The following is a 14,496-nucleotide window of genomic DNA, read 5'->3' as shown; positions in this document are numbered from 1 at the left end:
GGTTCCGCGTCGCCGGCGCCGGGTTCCGGGGCACCGGCGCCGGACGCCTCCGCCGCGGGGGGCGGCGGAGGCGCTTCGTCGAGGTCGCGGGAGGTCAGGAGACCGCCCCGGCCACGATCGCGGCGACGGCGATGTCGGCGGCGGCGACCACCCAGCCCGCCGGGTGGACGGCCTCGCCGTTGACCAGCGTCGCGCCCAGCTTGCCCGGCGTGATGATGTCGATGAGGTAGAACGCCGCGACCATCAGCACGATGCCGATGGCGCCGTAGACGGCGGTGTCGATCAGCCCGTCGCTCAGGTCGTTGTCGCTGGTGACGATCGCGGTGGTGACGATCGCGCCGACGCCGAGGAGCTTCTCGCCGAGCAGCAGGGCGGCGCCCTTGTTGGCCTCGGTCCAGATCTGGTGGCCGAGCCGCCCGGGCGTCGTCACCTCCACCACCAGGTAGCCGATCGCCATCAGCGCGATGCCGACCGCGCCGTAGGCGAAGGTAGCGCCGATGTCGTGCGCCATGTCGTTCATCCGTTGCTCCTCATTTGCCCGACCCCGGACCGCCGCCGCGGAAGGATGCGATGCCGTGCTTGTTCCAGCCGCCACTGCCGGGCGCGCTCCAGAGGTGGCCGACATGGGAGTAGTAGCGGTTGTAGCCGCCGGACGGCTTGTCGATGGTGATGCGGCTGCCGCGCCCGGAGGGCGTCACCCCGACGACCATCTTCGGGTAGCGCAGGAACACCCCGCCGCCCGAGCCGTACCTGGTCAGGTCGTCCACCCGGTCGATCGCCTTGAACTTGCGGTTGATCGCCGAGGCGACCGTCCGCGGGGGCTGGGACGCCTGGAAGGTGTTGTAGCCGACCTTGTGGTACTTCTTGCCGATCCACGACTGCTGCGAGTCGCCGCAGCCGCCGAGCGCCGCGGCCAGCAGGACGGCGGCGAACCCGCCGGCCACGGCCCGGTACGTCCTTCTCATGTGGGTCTCACCAACCGGCTCCGTGTCATCACGATCTCCCGGGTCTGGGGGTAGGCGTGCCAGGTCCGCCAGCCGGTCCCGGCCCGCGGTCCGATGCCGCCCGGGACCGCGCCCGCCGGGGGCGGGCCGTCCAGGGCGAGGGCGGTGACGGCGTGCCGGGAGCCGGGGAACGCGCCGGTCAGCGCGTCGCCGCGGTCCGCGAGCCGCGCGCACACCGCGTCGACGGCCCGCGCGAACGCCGCGTCGTCGTCGTGCACGGCCGTCGTCGCGGTGAAGCGGTAGTCCCAGCCGGTCAGCGACGTCGCGGCGCTGCCCGGCAGCGGCGCGGCGGCGTCCCCCTCCAGGCACGCGACGGTCTCGCTGAGCGGCCCGGCGATCACCTGGTGGGACGCGCCGAGCAGCCGCAGCTCGACGGTCAGCCCGGCACGTTCCACCGGCAGGACGGCGAGGGCGTCCAGCGGCGGCAGGCCGAGCGCGAACGACAGCCCGTCGGCGCGCGCGTCCCGGTAGGGGGTGTCGAGGACGGCCCGCATTCAGCCGCTGCCCGGGTAGATGGTCATCGTGCCGGCCGGCACCCGCTCGCCGAGCCCGGCCTCCCACTGGCCGCCGCCGTACTGCTCGAACGACAGGTAGCGCCCGCCCGGCCCCTCGTAGTCGACGTACTCGACGCGGCCCTGGACGCCGACGCCGGTCGTCCCCTCGCTGGTGTAGTCGGCGGTGCCGTGCTCGTCGCGGCGGTACTCCACGCCCTCGACGGTGATGGTCCGCTCGCCGGGACGCAGCTCGCCCATGTCGTACTCGGTCCAGTAGACGACCTCGAGGTCCGGGTCCTCCTCCACCGAGATCCACACCTTCTGGCCCTCGATGGTGTCGGCGTCCAGGAGGTGCTCGCTCCAGGTGAAGCCGCCCTCGCGCAGCCGCAGCGAGCCGCGTACGAAGTACCGGGTGCCGAGGTACTCGACCATGTCCCCGGCCTTGAGCGTGCGGGGGTCGCCGGCGACGCTCTGCTCGGGGGCGAACGGGTCGCGGGGCGCCGCTGGCGCGGGCGGCGCCGGCCTGCGCCGCGACAGCACCACGATGAGCACCACCACCAGCGCGACCACGAGGACGATCAGCGCCAGCACGAGCGCCAGCACGGTCCCACTCACGGACATACCTCCATTGATTCGGCGATCCCGGAGGGCGGAGACCAGCGGATCCTACCGACTGTGGCCGCTTACGCCCATATCGCGATCAGACGTAACGAAGGAACATCCGGTTTCATACGGAAAACCCGGACCCGCGATGGCGGGCCCGGGATCCGGAAGTACGGGTATTCACTGGTCGCCGACGGTTTCGCCGCGACCGGCTCGCGCCCGGGTCAGAGGCGGACGGCCGCGGCGGCGACGCGCTCGTCCGTGGCGGTGAACGCGATCCGCACGTGCCGGGCGCCGGCCGTCCCGTAGAACTCGCCGGGGCCGACGAGGATGCCGAGCGAGGCCAGATGCCCCACGGTCTCCCAGCAGGGCTCGTCCCGGGTCGCCCACAGGTACAGCGACGCCTCGGAGTGGTCGATGCGGAAGCCGTGCCGCTCGAACGCGGCGCGCAGCTCGGCGCGGCGCCGCGCGTACCGGGCGCGCTGCTCGTCGGCGTGCCCGTCATCGTCGAACGCCGCGACCATCGCCGCCTGCACCGGCGCCGGGACGATCATGCCCGCGTGCTTGCGGACCTCCAGCAGCCGCTTGACGACCGCCGGGTCGCCGGTGACGAACCCGGCGCGGTAGCCCGCCATGTTGGAGCGCTTGGACAGCGAGTTCACCGCGAGCAGCCCCTCGTGGGAGCCGCCGCACACGTCCGGGTGCAGGATCGACACCGGCGGGTTGGCCTCGTCCCAGCCGAACTCCAGGTAGCACTCGTCGCTGACCACGATCGCGCCGCGCGCCCGTGCCCATTCGACGACCTTGCGCAGGTGCTCGGCGGGCAGCACCTTGCCGGTCGGGTTGGACGGCGAGTTCACCCACACGATCTTCGGCCGGACCGGGCCGAGCGTCAGCAGGCCGTCGGTCGCGACCGACTCCGCGCCCGCCAGCCGCGCGCCCACGTCGTAGGTCGGGTACGCCAGCTCGGGGAAGACGACCTTGTCGCCGGGGCCGGCGCCGAGCAGCGTCGGCAGCCAGGCCACGAGCTCCTTCGTGCCGATGACGGGCAGCACCGCGGCCGGGTCGGCGCCGGTCACGCCCGCGCGGCGGCGCAGCCAGCCCGCCACCGACTCGCGCAGCTCGGGCGTGCCGTAGGTGGCGGGGTAGCCGGGCGCGTCGGACGCTTCGGCGAGCGCCTTGCGGACGGCGTCGGGCGTCGGGTCCACGGGCGTGCCGACCGACAGGTCGACGATGCCGTCCGGATGCGCGGCGGCCCGCTTCTTGTACGGCTCCAGCCGGTCCCACGGAAAGTCCGGCAGCGTGAACAAGGCCCAGCCCTCCTCGGCGGGACGCGCGGGCGCCCCGAATCGGCAGGGCCGTGGCCTCCCGCGGAGTGCGCGGGAGGCCACGGCCCGGATGCGTTGAACCGCGATGACCGTCCGGCCGGGACGCTCCCGAAAGGTCGCGACCCGCCGGACCGGCCGGTTGAGCCCGTTCTCAGTCTTCCTGGCTCTGCGGGGGCAGCGCCGCGACGATCGGGTGGTCCTTGTCGATCTTGCCCACCTTGGAGGCGCCGCCGGGCGAGCCGAGGTCGTCGAAGAACTCCACGTTCACCTTGTAGAAGTCCTTCCACTGGTCGGGGACGTCGTCCTCGTAGTAGATGGCCTCAACCGGGCAAACCGGCTCGCACGCACCGCAGTCGACGCACTCGTCCGGGTGGATGTAGAGCTGACGCTTCCCTTCGTAGATGCAGTCGACCGGGCACTCCTCGATGCATGCCTTGTCGAGCAGGTCCACGCAGGGCTGCGCAATGACGTAGGTCACGTCAGTGACTCCTCTCGGGTTTCCGGCCCCGCCGCACGTCACGGCTCACCGCAAGCTCGCTGTGAATAGTATGGCCACCACCGCGCAGTCGATTCGACATGGGGGTGCTCACATGTCTGGCCGCTTTGCCGCGCGCCTGGTGGTGTCCATCAGTAGCGCGGACGTGGGTCAGCGGGTCTCGCTGCGCCGTCGTCTGCCAACGGGAGAGTACAGCGACGTGGTGGGCGTACTCGAATCCTGGTCCAACAAGACCCTTCAGGTGCGCCGCCGCAACGGCGAACTCGTCGAGGTGCCCGAGGACATCGTGGTCGCGGGCAAGGTCGTCCCGCCGATGCCGCCGCCGAAGCGCCGCGGAGTCTGACGGCGTCCGGGCGGCGCGGACGGCCCCGCGGTCAGTGGCCTTCGGCCTGCTGCGGGCGGGACTTCGACGGCGACGGCGCGGGCCCGGCGGGCGAGCCGCTCGGCGGCGGGCTCGCGGTGACGGGCGCCGGCGAGGCGGGCTTGGGCGCCATCCGCTCGGAGTAGGTCTGGCCGGGCTTCAGCTGCCGGCCCTCGAACAGCTCCGACACCGTGACGAAGGTGAACCCGCGCTTCTTCAGCCCCTCGATGACCGCCGGGATCGCCTTCACGCTCGGCTTGTGGATGTCGTGGAACAGGATGACGCCGCCGGGCTTCGGCTCCTTGATCCCCACGCGGGTGTCGCGGGCGGTGTTCAGGTAGCGCCAGTCCTCGGTGTCGACGCTCCACAGGATCAGCGGCATCCCGATGGTCTGCCCGACGCGCCTGTTCGTCGCGCCGTACGGCGGCCGCATGATCGTCGGCTTCACCCCGCCGGACGCCCTGGTGATCGCGTCCTGGGTGCGCTGGATCTGCGACTTGACGGCCGCGGCCGACAACCCGGTGAGCTGCGGATGGTCCCAGCTGTGGTCGCCGACCTCGTGCCCCTCCATCACCTCGCGGCGGACCATGGCCGGGAAGCTGCGGGCGTTCTGCCCGAGGACGAAGAAGGTGGCGCGCACGCCGTCCTTCTTCAGGACGTCGAGCAGCCCGTTCGTGTACGGGCCGGGACCGTCGTCGAAGGTCAGCGCGACGCACTTGAGCCGGTCGCAGTCGATCCTGCGCTGCGCGGGCGGGCGCTGCGGCGGGGCCGGGGCGGTCCGCGCCCTCGCGCCGGCCTTCGCGCCGGCCTTGGTGCCGGCCGCGAGCCGGTGGCCGGCCGTCCGCGCCTGCTTCTTCTCCGTGTGGCCGCATCCCGAGACGAGCAGGAGAGCGGCCGCGATAAGGGCGAAATTCCTGGTCCGCACCACGCACCCCCGTAACGTGTTGCCTCGGGCCGCTTCTTACCCTGCGCCTCACTCGCAACACACGTCACCAAGGTCCGAATTGCCAAGATCGTCCTTGGGGCGCGCCGGGGGGACGCTCCCCCATCATGCAGCCGCCCCCGGGGCCCGCCGCCACCCGAGGTGAGGGAAGTGTCGCCCCCCGGATGCCCCGCCGGCGCGGGCTCGCGCGGCCGTCCGTGAACTCCCGGCGGCGCTGCGGGTGATGACGGGTGACCGTGCGGCATCCCGCACGGGCGAACCGCAGAGGACGGAGCCGTATGACGGTCAGCCCACGCGCGCCGGCACCGCCGGGCGCCACCACCGAACCGCCGGAGGACGACGCACGCCTCATCGAGCGCTCCCGGCACCGCCCCGAGGACTTCGCGGCCCTCTACGACCGGCACGCGCCGTCCATCCACCGGTACGTCGCGCGCCGGCTCGGCGAGCAGGCCGCCGACGACGTGGTCGCCGAGACGTTCCTGGCCGCGTTCCGGCAGCGCGACCGCTACGACCTGGCGCGCCGCGACGCGCGGCCATGGCTCTACGGGATCGCGGCGAACCTCGTCGGCAAGCACCGCAGGTCCGAGACGCGGATGCTGCGGGCGCTGGCCCGCACCGGCGCCGACCCGGTGACCGATGCCATGGACCGGGTGGACGCGCGGGTGAGCGCGGCGGCGGCGTCCCGGCCGCTCGCCGGTGCGCTGGCGGGGCTGTCACGGGGCGACCGGGACGTCCTGCTGCTGGTCGCGTGGGCGGACCTGTCCTACGAGCAGGTCGCCGAGGCGCTGTCGATCCCGGTCGGGACGGTGCGGTCCCGGTTGCACCGGGCGCGCCGCAAGGTCCGGGAGGCGCTCGGCGGCACCGATCCGACGGACGTCCAGGAAGGGGCAGGGGAATGAACGAGCTCAAGGAAGTCGGGGCGTTCCGCGCGCAGGTGCCCGAGCCGGGCCGCGAGCGGCTGGCGCCGGGGAGGGAGCGGCTGGTGCGGGCGGCCGCGGGCCGGTCCCGGTCCCGGTTCCGGTTCCGGGTTCCGGCGTGGCGGGCCGGTCTGGCCGTCGGAGTCGCGGTGGCCGGGGCGGCCGCCGTCACGGTGGTCGTGGTGGATCGCAACGACCCGGCGCCAGCGCCGATCGCCGCGCGTCCGGTGAGCGCGACGGGGGTGCTGGAACGCGCCGCGAAGACCGTCGCGGGGCGGCCCGACCACCGCCCGGCGCCGAACGAGTGGGTCTACACCAGGACCTACCAGGCAGGGCAGCAGGACGCCCCCTCCTTCATGCAGCACATGGAGGGCTGGGTGCGTTTCGACGGCCGCAAGACCGCCAGGTACGACGGGATCCCGGGCAAGAAGCCCCGTCTTGAGGTCACGGATGTGAAGCGGGACGGCGACAGCGAGGAGCGTTCGCCCGCGCAGTGGTACGACTACCTGCGCGCTCTGCCGGACGACGCGTCCGCGCTGCTGGCAGGTATCGACCGGCGCGCGAAGTCCTACAACGCCGAGAGCCACGGGCGGCTCTTCAACTCCGAGGACGGCCGCGACCAGTGGGTGTTCGGCCGGCTCGTGGACTTCCTCGGCCAGGGGCCGTCCACGCCGCAGTCACGGCGCGCGACCATCTTCCGGGCGCTGGCCCGGATCCCGGGCGTGCAGGTGAAGGAGGGCACGAAGGACGCGCTCGGACGTCCCGGCACCACGGTCTCCCGCACGGGCCCCGACGGGCTGCGCGAGGAGTTCGTGCTGGCCAGGGGCACCTACGACTACCTCGGCCTGCGGTTCGTCGTGGTCAAGGACCAGCGGCTGCCGAAGGCCCGCGCGCGGCGCGGCGGCCCCGCGGTCATCCCCGCCGGAACCGTCACCAACGAGCAGGCCCTGGAGAAGACCGCGCTCGTCGACCGTCCGGGGCAGCGGCCCTGACGCCGGTGCGCCGCCCTCGCTGCCGAGGGCGGCGCACCGGAGGGCGGGTCAGCGGGTGGGCCAGTCGGGGACGTTCGGGGGGAGGTCCTTGCTGACGCGCATCGGGAACGCGGCGGGACGCTTCTCCAGGAACGAGCTGACGCCCTCGATGGCGTCGGCGCCGCCGCCGAGGTCGGCCATCAGGTGCGAGTCGGCGACGTGCGCGTCCCACGGGGACGCGGCCGACAGGCCCGACCACATCAGGCGGCGGATCGTCGCGACCGACACCGCCGAGGTGTTGTCGGCGATCTCGCGGGCGAGCGCGTACGCGGCGGGGAGCAGCTCGTCCTGGGCGTACACGCGGGAGACGAGGCGGCCGGCGAGGGCCTCCTGCGCGTCGAACACGCGGCCGGTCGCGGCCCACTCCATCGCCTGCGCGATGCCGACCAGGCGCGGCAGGAACCAGCTCGACGCCGCCTCGGTGACGATGCCGCGGCGCGCGAACACGAATCCGAACTTGGCCTTCTCGCTGGCCAGGCGGACGTCCATCGGCAGCGTCATCGTGACGCCGACGCCGACCGCCGCGCCGTTGAACGCCCCGATGACGGGCTTGAGGCAGCGGGCGATGCGCAGGGCGACCGTGCCGCCGCCGTCGCGCGGGGTGCCGTCCTCCAGGACGTCGTCCTCGCCGGCGAACATGTCCTTCGACTTCTCCTTGTCGAAGGTGTCGCCGCCCCCGCTGAGGTCGGCGCCCGCGCAGAACGCGCGGCCCGCGCCGGTGACCACGACGGCCCGGACGTCGTCGTCGGCGTCGATGCGGTCGAAGACGTCGAGCATCTCGTTGCGCATCGTGAACGTGTAGGCGTTCATCTTGTCCGGGCGGTTCAGGGTGACCGTGGCGATCCCGTCCTGAACCTCGTACTCGATCTCGGCGTAGGCCACGTGCGGTCCCCTTCTCGCGCCCGACTTGAGGTGGAATTCGATTCTAGGAAGTCGGGCGGGGCGGCTCAGCTCCGGGCCGCCGGGAACATCCGCAGCACCACGTCGCGGCGCCACTCGTCCAGGCCGCCCTCGTGGTCGGCGGGCGGCAGCAGCATGATCCCGCCGTGCTGGTCGGGCCACAGGCGGACCGGCACGTCCGGGGGCAGCGTCAGCTCCATCGGGTAGTCGCGGGACGCGGCGAACACGCGCGCCGCCTCGCCGAGGACGCGCGCCCAGCCCTGGCCGAGGTAGGGCGGCAGGCCCTCCGCGCTCAGCTCCGGCAGGCCGTGCTCGACCAGGCCGGCGGTGCGCAGGGCCAGGCCGTCCGGCCGCTCGGTGCCGACGATCCGCACGACATCGGGCTTCTTCATGGCCCGGACGATACGGGACCCGCCCCCGTGACGCGGGTCACCCGGCGGCCCCGGCGGGGGGAACCCCGCACCCGGCCCGGCCATGTCCGATAAATTACGACAGTGAATTGGGCCGTGACGTACGACTCCGCCTTCGGGTACGTCTCCGCGCACGGCGCGCCCCTGGTCGACCTGCTCGACCCGCAGCCCGGCGAACGGATCATCGACCTCGGCTGCGGCACCGGGGCGTTCAGCGCGGAGATCGCCGCCCGGGGCGCCGAGGTGCTGGGCATCGACGGCAACCCGGACATGGTCGCGCAGGCGAGCGCGCTGAACCCGGGCATCTCCTTCATGCTCGGCGACGCGCACACCTTCACCATCTCCGAGACCTGCGACGCCGTCGCCTCCAACGCCGCGCTGCACTGGATGACCCGCGACCCGGACGCGGTCATCGCGCAGGTGCACGCGGCGCTGCGGCCCGGCGGCCGCTTCGTCGGCGAGCTCGGCGGCGAGGGCAACTGCGCCGAGCTGGTCGCGGCGATGCAGACCGCCTGGCGCGTCTTCGGCCTCGGCGAGCCGGAGCTGCCCTGGTACTTCCCGAGCCCGGCCGAGTACGCGACGAAGCTGGAGGAGGCCGGGTTCACGCTGCGGCTGCTGGAGCACGCCGAGCGGCCCAGCCAGATGACCGAGGGGCCGAACGGCGCCGCCGACTGGGTCCGCGCCTACGCCGCGCGCGCCCTCGCCGACGTCCCGCCGGAGCTGGTCGAGCCGCTGCTCGCCCGGGTGAACGACCTCGCCGCGCCGGCGCTGCGCCGCGAGTCCGGCTGGGTGGCCGACTACGTGCGGCTGCGGTTCGCCGCCGTCCGCAAGCCGGACGCGCCGCCCATGCCCGAGGCCCCGCCGGCGGCGTCCGACGTCCCGCCCCACGGCGCCTCCGCCGGCGCTCCCATGCCGGACCCGGCCGCACCGGCGGCTCCGGGCGCACCGGCGGCTCCGGCCGGGACCGCCATGCCGGGCGGGACCGTTCCAGGCGGCGTCTGAGATCCGGAGGCCGCGACACGCGCCGGGGGTCGGCGCTGGGGTGGTTCGCGCGGGTTGCTTAGGGTTGGAGGCATGCGGCTCTACGACCAGCGGACCGGGCAGGCCAAGGAGCTCCCGCCGGGGCGGGTCCTGCGGGTCCAGCTCCTGGAGGGGGCCGGGCACCGCGCGCTGGTGGTCGCCGACCTCGTGCGGCGGACGGGCGAGCGGGCCGGCCGCGAGGTCACGGTGGCCTGCTCACCGGACCTGGCGGTCGACGACCGCGACCTGACCGACTACAACGTCCAGCCGTTCGAGGTCCTGGACTGGGACGCGCCGCCGCCGCGCGCCGACCTCTACATCGCGTCCTCGACGGACGTCGACGTCGACGGGCACTGGCTGCTCGTCCCGCCGGAGAGCGGCGGCTGGCGCACGGCCATGGCGGACGCCGGGATGGACGCGCTCGCGGCGCGGCTGGCCCTGCTGGAGGTCTCCTACCGGGACCCGCTGGAGCTGACGGCGGCCCGGTACATGACGGCGGCCGGACGCCTGGACGCGTGGCGGAGCCTGGTCGCGGGATGGGCGCGGAGCCCGGGACGGCCGATGAACCGCGAGTACGCGCGGAAGGCGGAGCGCGCCCTGCTCGACGACCTCGACAGCCCGTCCGCGCTGGCCGTGCTGGACGAGATCGCCGCCGACCCCGACGTCCCGCCGGGCGCGAAGCTGGAGACCTTCATCCACCTCGACCTGACGCTGGCGCTGGGCCTGGTCGCCGCCATCGGCACCGCCTGACCTTCCGCTCCCAGCGGCCTCAGTCGAGGACCTCCATGAGCGTGCCGTCGGCGAGCAGGTAGGCGAACGAGCGCTCGAACACGTACGCCGTGCCGCCGCCGGGCTGCTCGAACCACGGGACCGCTGTGCCGGTGAGGGCCTGCACAGGGCGCAATAGCCGATACACGTGGTACTCGCGTTCCTGCCAGTCGGCGGGCAGCGAACGCTGCGGGAACGGTGTGCGCGCGGCGTAGGCGTGGTTCCCGCCGTGTCCTCCGTAGCGATCCACTTCGGTTCCTGCGGGAAGCTCGGTGATCTGGCGGTCGCGCAGGAGCGACAGTGGCGGCTCCCCCTTCAGCGGCTGGATCTTCGGGATCTGGACGGTCTGCTGCGGCACGACCATCAGCAGGCTGCCGAGGAGATAGGCGGCGGCGGCGTTCTCTCCGTTGTCGAAGCTGACCTGCCTGGTCCGTTCACCGTTGTCGAGGTGGAAGACCGTCCAGCCCGTCCTCTCCTGGAGAAGGCACCATGTTCCTTCCTCCTCGCCGCGGAGCCGGTAGCGGGCGCGGTCGACCTGGAGGGCGTCCAGGCGGTTCTGCAGGAGCGCGAGCCACTGCTCCGGCTCCGGTTCCGTCCTGATACCACGCGGCACGGTGCGTCCCATGGCCGCGGCGCTCGCGGCGTCCATCGCGTCGTCGTCCACCACGGGGATCCGGAACCCGTGCGCGCGCATGTGCGCGACCAGGTCGGGCTCCGGCGGGATGCCGTGCTCGCGCAGGTAGTAGCCGACCGCGCCCGACCACACCCACGCGCCGTCGGTGTGGAAGGTCAGCGGGACGCACTCGCCGCGCGACGGGTCGAGCAGGTCGGGGGCGCTGGAACGGGCCGCCATCACGGTCGGCGCGTTCTCCAGGTACCGGGTCACGGGCTCGACCTCGTCCGGCGGGACGGGCGGGCGCGACACCACGGGCGGGCCGCCGTCCGCACCCGCGCGGTCGAACACCCGCGCCTTCCGCACCGGGCTCTCGAACCGGGTGGGCGGGGGCGGCGAGACCGGCACCGGACCGAGGCGGCGCGCCATCCACTCGGGGACGTCGCGGCGCGGCAGCCGTTCCAGCTCCCGCCGGACGTCCTCCGCCGACGGCTCGGCCTCCCAGCGGGGCTCCTCGTCGCGGACGAAGCCCGCCCGGCACCGCACGGCACCGTCCCCGTACACGATCTCGACGTCGATCCGCGACCAGGTGGAGCCCTGGGACGCGTGCGTCCCGGCGCGCAGCCGGTCGAGCAGCCCGGCGGCTGCGCGGGGCGGAGTCCAGGCCGCGGTGGTGCCGTCCGCCCTCCGCACCGCCATCGGCGGGAACTCCACGTGCCCGCCGACCGCCTGGTAGTGCCCGGAGATCCGCTCCCAGAACGGCGGGGCGTGGTCGGCGACCAGCACCGTGAACGGCCCGCTCAGCAGCTCCGCCTGCTCCACCGGGTCCAGCGGCGCCGGCGCGGGCCACTCGGCGGGCTCGGACGGCTCGCGGCCCTCCAACCGGTCCCGCAGCCAGCCCGGCACGTTCGCGCCGTCGCGCGGCATCACGATCTGGTCGCGCCGCCACGCCTCCAGCGGCGCCGGCGGGTCCCACCCCGGGTCGAACTCGTCGTTGTAGAGGAACAGCTCCGCGGCGGGCTCGACGATCGCCAGCATCGAGAACCAGGTGCCCTGCTCCGGCAGGTAGTGCGCGCGGCGCAGCTCGGTCAGCATGGCGGACAGCTCATCCGGCACGACCTCGGCGGGCACCACCGCGTTCTCGCCGGTCAGCATCGTCAGCGTCACGTCGTTCGCCGCGACGGTCGCCGCGCAGCGCAGGTCGATGCGGCGCCAGCGCGGCGGCGCGGTCTGCCTCGCGAACCGCACGATCCGCTGCTCGATCTCCGCGATCCGCTCGCTCTGCCCCGTCACGCGCGTCCCCTCATGTGATCCCGATGGAACCTGAGCGGCAGGTTAACCGCACGGATCGGCCCATTGCGGCGGGACCCGGCGTTCGCGGACGCTCGGGGACATGGCCGTCGACGGGCCCGGAGCCCACCGGGACGTGGGCTAACGTCCTATGTCGTGTCCACCGATGCCCCCGAATCACCGGTTCCCGCGACGACGTCCGGGCGTCCGGCCCGCACGCGGCGGCGCCGCGTTCGCACGCTGATGGCGGTGCTCGCCGCGGTCGCCGTGCTGCTGTGCGCGACGGTCGGCGGCATCGGCTGGTACTTCGCCGGCGTCGCCTCCGAGGTCGACCACACCGCCGAGTACCCGCTCACCATCGTGGACGTCTCCGACGGCACCGTCACGCTCCCCCGCGAGCCCGAGACGCAGCGCATCGGCACCTGGGCGCTGGTCTGGGAGCACGGCGGCCGGGCCCTGCTCGGCCCCGTCGTCAGCGGCGACGAGGACCACGTCGTCCGCAAGGTCGTCTCCGTCTCCCACGGGAGGCTCGAGAAGGGCGCCGCAGCCGCCATCGACCACTGGGTGTACTCCGGCGACCCGAAATCGGCGCTGGGGCTCGACTTCAAGGACGTCACGTATCCGTCCAGGCTCGGCCCCATGCCCGCGTGGCTGCTGCCCGGGTCGTCCCCCAAGAGCACCTGGGTCATCGGCGTCCACGGACGCAACGCCGACAAGGCCGAGACGTTCCGCGCCATGCGCACCGTCCACGGCCTTGGGCTGCCCATGCTGTCGATCGCGTACCGCAATGACGTCGGCGCCCCCAAGTCCCCCGACCACCAGAACCACCTGGGCGACACCGAATGGAACGAGGTCGCCTCGGCCGTCTCGTACGCGCGCGCGAACGGCGCCACCGGAGTCGTCCTGTACGGGTGGTCGATGGGCGGCGCGATGGTGATGACAGCGCTGCGGCACGACCCGTCGTTCGTCCGCGGCGTCGTCCTGGACTCCCCCGTCATGGACTGGAACGCCACGCTCGACAAGCAAGGCGACGCCCGCCATCTGCCGCCGTTCGTCACGAGCCTCGCCAAGACCGTCCTGGAACGGCGGATCGGCATCGACCTGAAGGACTTCGACCAGCGCCGCTACGCCCCCAAGCTGCGGACGCCGACCCTGCTGTTCACCACCGCCGACGACGAGATCGTCGCCAACGGCCCCGCCTTCACCTTCGCGCGGACGGCACCGCCCGGCATGGTCACCCACATCGCCACCCAGGGCGACCACACCGAGGCGTGGAACGTCGACCCGTCCGCCTACGAGGCCGCGCTCCGGACCTTCCTCTCTAGAGTCCGCTGATCTCGAGCAGCGTCTTCCCCGTGGTCGCGCGGGACTGGATGGCGGCATGCGCGTCGGCGGCGTTCTGCAACGGGAACCGCTGGCCGATCACCGGACGCAGCCGTCCGGCGGCCGCCTCCCGCAGCGCGCTCAGCGTCGCGTCCCTCATCTCCTGCGGTGCCGGTTTCGACTGGAGAAGCGTGACATGACGCGCTTGTGCCGCCTCCTCGGGGATCCCCGCCCACTCCCCGCTCGCCAGGCCGAAGCTGACCATCCGGCCGCCCTCGCGGACCAGCGTGAACGCCTCCCGCCCCACATCACCGCCGACCCCGTCGAACACCACGTCCACCGGCCCGGTCTTCTCGCTCCAGCCCGGCTCCCGGTAGTCGACCGCCTCGTCCGCGCCCAGCCGCAGCGCGACGTCCGTCTTGTGCGATCCCCCAGCCGCCGCGACCACCGTCGCCCCCGCCGCCTTCGCGAGCTGGACGAGCAGCGTCCCGACCCCGCCCGCAGCCGCCTCCACCAGCACCCGCTCCCCCTGCCGCGGACGCGTCGCCCACATCATCAACGTCGCCGTCCGCCCGTCGGCCAGCAGCGCCACCGCCTCGTCCAGCGGCAGGCCGTCCGGCACCTCGAACAGGCCCCCGGCGTCGACCGCGGCCAGCTCCGCGTACCCGCCGGAACCGCCCGTGCCGCTCACGACCCGCCGCCCGACCAGCCCCGGATCGACCCCCGGCCCCGCCGCCGCCACCGTCCCGCCGACACCGTTGCCCGGGATCATCGGAAGCCGCGGCGCGAACGGCTGCGGCCCCCTCCCCGCCCGCACCTGCGTCTCCACGAAGGTGACATTCGCGTACTCCACCCGGACGAGCACCTGCCCGTCCCCCGGCACCGGATCAGGCGCCTCCCCCGGCACCAGCACCTCCGGACCACCGAACTCGCTCAGCCACACCGCACGCACAGCGCCCCTCCGTTCCCGAACCGTCCCACCAGCCTGCAACCTC

At 73.5% G+C, this 14,496-nt stretch carries 17 protein-coding genes; 6 read left to right on the top strand and 11 right to left on the bottom strand.

Annotated elements, in window-relative coordinates; all coding sequences use genetic code 11:
* Positions 1–94: 94 nt before the first annotated feature.
* The 6 genes from QP089_RS25600 to fdxA all read right to left on the bottom strand — a co-directional run bounded on the left by QP089_RS25600 (position 95) and on the right by fdxA (position 3,907).
* Entirely contained in the window at positions 95–520 is a 426-nt protein-coding gene (locus tag QP089_RS25600) for a DUF350 domain-containing protein (protein ID WP_285914614.1), read from the bottom strand.
* A 10-nt stretch (positions 521–530) separates the two neighbouring features.
* Positions 531–965: a DUF4247 domain-containing protein gene (locus tag QP089_RS25595; protein ID WP_285914613.1), complete on the bottom strand. Its 435-nt coding sequence runs from the start codon at positions 963–965 to the stop codon at positions 531–533.
* Complete coding sequence (locus QP089_RS25590) at positions 962–1,498, bottom strand: DUF2617 family protein (RefSeq protein WP_285914612.1); 537 nt, start codon at positions 1,496–1,498, stop codon at positions 962–964. The genes QP089_RS25595 and QP089_RS25590 overlap by 4 nt, the downstream gene beginning before the upstream one ends.
* Entirely contained in the window at positions 1,499–2,113 is a 615-nt protein-coding gene (locus tag QP089_RS25585) for a DUF4178 domain-containing protein (RefSeq protein WP_285914610.1), read from the bottom strand. It abuts the gene before it with no gap.
* 212 nt (positions 2,114–2,325) lie between these two features.
* On the bottom strand, positions 2,326–3,411 hold the full coding sequence (dapC, locus tag QP089_RS25580) for a succinyldiaminopimelate transaminase (protein WP_285914609.1): 1,086 nt from the start codon (positions 3,409–3,411) through the stop codon (positions 2,326–2,328).
* A gap of 169 nt (positions 3,412–3,580) precedes the next feature.
* A complete protein-coding gene (gene fdxA / locus QP089_RS25575; RefSeq protein WP_151545573.1) occupies positions 3,581–3,907 on the bottom strand; it encodes a ferredoxin in 327 nt (108 codons plus the stop codon).
* A 70-nt stretch (positions 3,908–3,977) separates the two neighbouring features.
* Between fdxA and QP089_RS49055 the strand changes: the two genes are divergently transcribed.
* Entirely contained in the window at positions 3,978–4,268 is a 291-nt protein-coding gene (locus QP089_RS49055) for a putative acetyltransferase (RefSeq protein WP_446474085.1), read from the top strand.
* A gap of 31 nt (positions 4,269–4,299) precedes the next feature.
* On the opposite strand, the gene QP089_RS25565 is transcribed toward QP089_RS49055, so the two are convergent.
* Positions 4,300–5,211, bottom strand: coding sequence for a polysaccharide deacetylase family protein (locus tag QP089_RS25565; protein ID WP_285914606.1), 912 nt, complete (start codon positions 5,209–5,211; stop codon positions 4,300–4,302).
* A gap of 296 nt (positions 5,212–5,507) precedes the next feature.
* Between QP089_RS25565 and QP089_RS25560 the strand changes: the two genes are divergently transcribed.
* Both QP089_RS25560 and QP089_RS25555 read left to right on the top strand, forming a co-directional pair.
* On the top strand, positions 5,508–6,128 hold the full coding sequence (locus tag QP089_RS25560) for an RNA polymerase sigma factor (RefSeq protein ID WP_285914605.1): 621 nt from the start codon (positions 5,508–5,510) through the stop codon (positions 6,126–6,128).
* Positions 6,125–7,138 carry a CU044_5270 family protein gene (locus QP089_RS25555; protein ID WP_285914604.1) on the top strand — a complete coding sequence of 338 codons (1,014 nt, stop codon included), beginning with the start codon at positions 6,125–6,127 and terminating at the stop codon, positions 7,136–7,138. Before QP089_RS25560 ends, QP089_RS25555 begins: the two co-directional genes overlap by 4 nt.
* A gap of 48 nt (positions 7,139–7,186) precedes the next feature.
* Here QP089_RS25555 and QP089_RS25550 read toward each other — a convergent pair whose 3' ends face one another.
* Together QP089_RS25550 and QP089_RS25545 are read right to left on the bottom strand one after the other, a co-directional pair.
* Complete coding sequence (locus QP089_RS25550) at positions 7,187–8,059, bottom strand: crotonase/enoyl-CoA hydratase family protein (RefSeq protein WP_285914602.1); 873 nt, start codon at positions 8,057–8,059, stop codon at positions 7,187–7,189.
* Positions 8,060–8,124: 65 nt separating this feature from the next.
* A complete protein-coding gene (locus QP089_RS25545; protein ID WP_285914600.1) occupies positions 8,125–8,469 on the bottom strand; it encodes a hypothetical protein in 345 nt (114 codons plus the stop codon).
* A 114-nt stretch (positions 8,470–8,583) separates the two neighbouring features.
* Between QP089_RS25545 and QP089_RS25540 the strand changes: the two genes are divergently transcribed.
* Both QP089_RS25540 and QP089_RS25535 read left to right on the top strand, forming a co-directional pair.
* Positions 8,584–9,489: a class I SAM-dependent methyltransferase gene (locus tag QP089_RS25540; RefSeq protein WP_285914599.1), complete on the top strand. Its 906-nt coding sequence runs from the start codon at positions 8,584–8,586 to the stop codon at positions 9,487–9,489.
* Between the two features lie 72 nt (positions 9,490–9,561).
* Positions 9,562–10,257 carry a hypothetical protein gene (locus QP089_RS25535; protein ID WP_285914597.1) on the top strand — a complete coding sequence of 232 codons (696 nt, stop codon included), beginning with the start codon at positions 9,562–9,564 and terminating at the stop codon, positions 10,255–10,257.
* A 19-nt stretch (positions 10,258–10,276) separates the two neighbouring features.
* On the opposite strand, the gene QP089_RS25530 is transcribed toward QP089_RS25535, so the two are convergent.
* Positions 10,277–12,181, bottom strand: coding sequence for a TNT domain-containing protein (locus QP089_RS25530; RefSeq protein WP_285914595.1), 1,905 nt, complete (start codon positions 12,179–12,181; stop codon positions 10,277–10,279).
* Between the two features lie 153 nt (positions 12,182–12,334).
* Here QP089_RS25530 and QP089_RS25525 point away from each other — a divergent pair, with 153 nt between their 5' ends.
* Positions 12,335–13,513, top strand: a complete 1,179-nt coding sequence (locus tag QP089_RS25525; protein WP_285914594.1) for an alpha/beta hydrolase family protein — start codon at positions 12,335–12,337, stop codon at positions 13,511–13,513.
* On the opposite strand, the gene QP089_RS25520 is transcribed toward QP089_RS25525, so the two are convergent.
* Positions 13,500–14,453 carry a zinc-binding dehydrogenase gene (locus tag QP089_RS25520; protein ID WP_285914593.1) on the bottom strand — a complete coding sequence of 318 codons (954 nt, stop codon included), beginning with the start codon at positions 14,451–14,453 and terminating at the stop codon, positions 13,500–13,502. The genes QP089_RS25525 and QP089_RS25520 overlap by 14 nt on opposite strands.
* Positions 14,454–14,496: the final 43 nt, after the last annotated feature.

Origin of the sequence: Actinomadura opuntiae, assembly GCF_030283205.1 — a bacterium.
Classification (GTDB): domain Bacteria; phylum Actinomycetota; class Actinomycetes; order Streptosporangiales; family Streptosporangiaceae; genus Spirillospora.
The sequence above is the reverse complement of the archived record's forward strand: the minus strand, read 5'-3'. Positions and strand labels throughout refer to the sequence as shown.

Bases quoted from the DNA above. Each gene is read 5' to 3' on its own strand.
- QP089_RS25560 (WP_285914605.1), top strand. From the start codon at position 5,508: ATGACGGTCAGCCCACGCGCGCCGGCACCGCCGGGCGCCACCACCGAA.
- QP089_RS25600 (WP_285914614.1), bottom strand. From the start codon at position 520: ATGAACGACATGGCGCACGACATCGGCGCTACCTTCGCCTACGGCGCG.
- QP089_RS25535 (WP_285914597.1), top strand. From the start codon at position 9,562: ATGCGGCTCTACGACCAGCGGACCGGGCAGGCCAAGGAGCTCCCGCCG.
- QP089_RS25595 (WP_285914613.1), bottom strand. From the start codon at position 965: ATGAGAAGGACGTACCGGGCCGTGGCCGGCGGGTTCGCCGCCGTCCTG.
- QP089_RS25545 (WP_285914600.1), bottom strand. From the start codon at position 8,469: ATGAAGAAGCCCGATGTCGTGCGGATCGTCGGCACCGAGCGGCCGGAC.
- QP089_RS49055 (WP_446474085.1), top strand. From the start codon at position 3,978: ATGGCCACCACCGCGCAGTCGATTCGACATGGGGGTGCTCACATGTCT.
- QP089_RS25590 (WP_285914612.1), bottom strand. From the start codon at position 1,498: ATGCGGGCCGTCCTCGACACCCCCTACCGGGACGCGCGCGCCGACGGG.
- QP089_RS25555 (WP_285914604.1), top strand. From the start codon at position 6,125: ATGAACGAGCTCAAGGAAGTCGGGGCGTTCCGCGCGCAGGTGCCCGAG.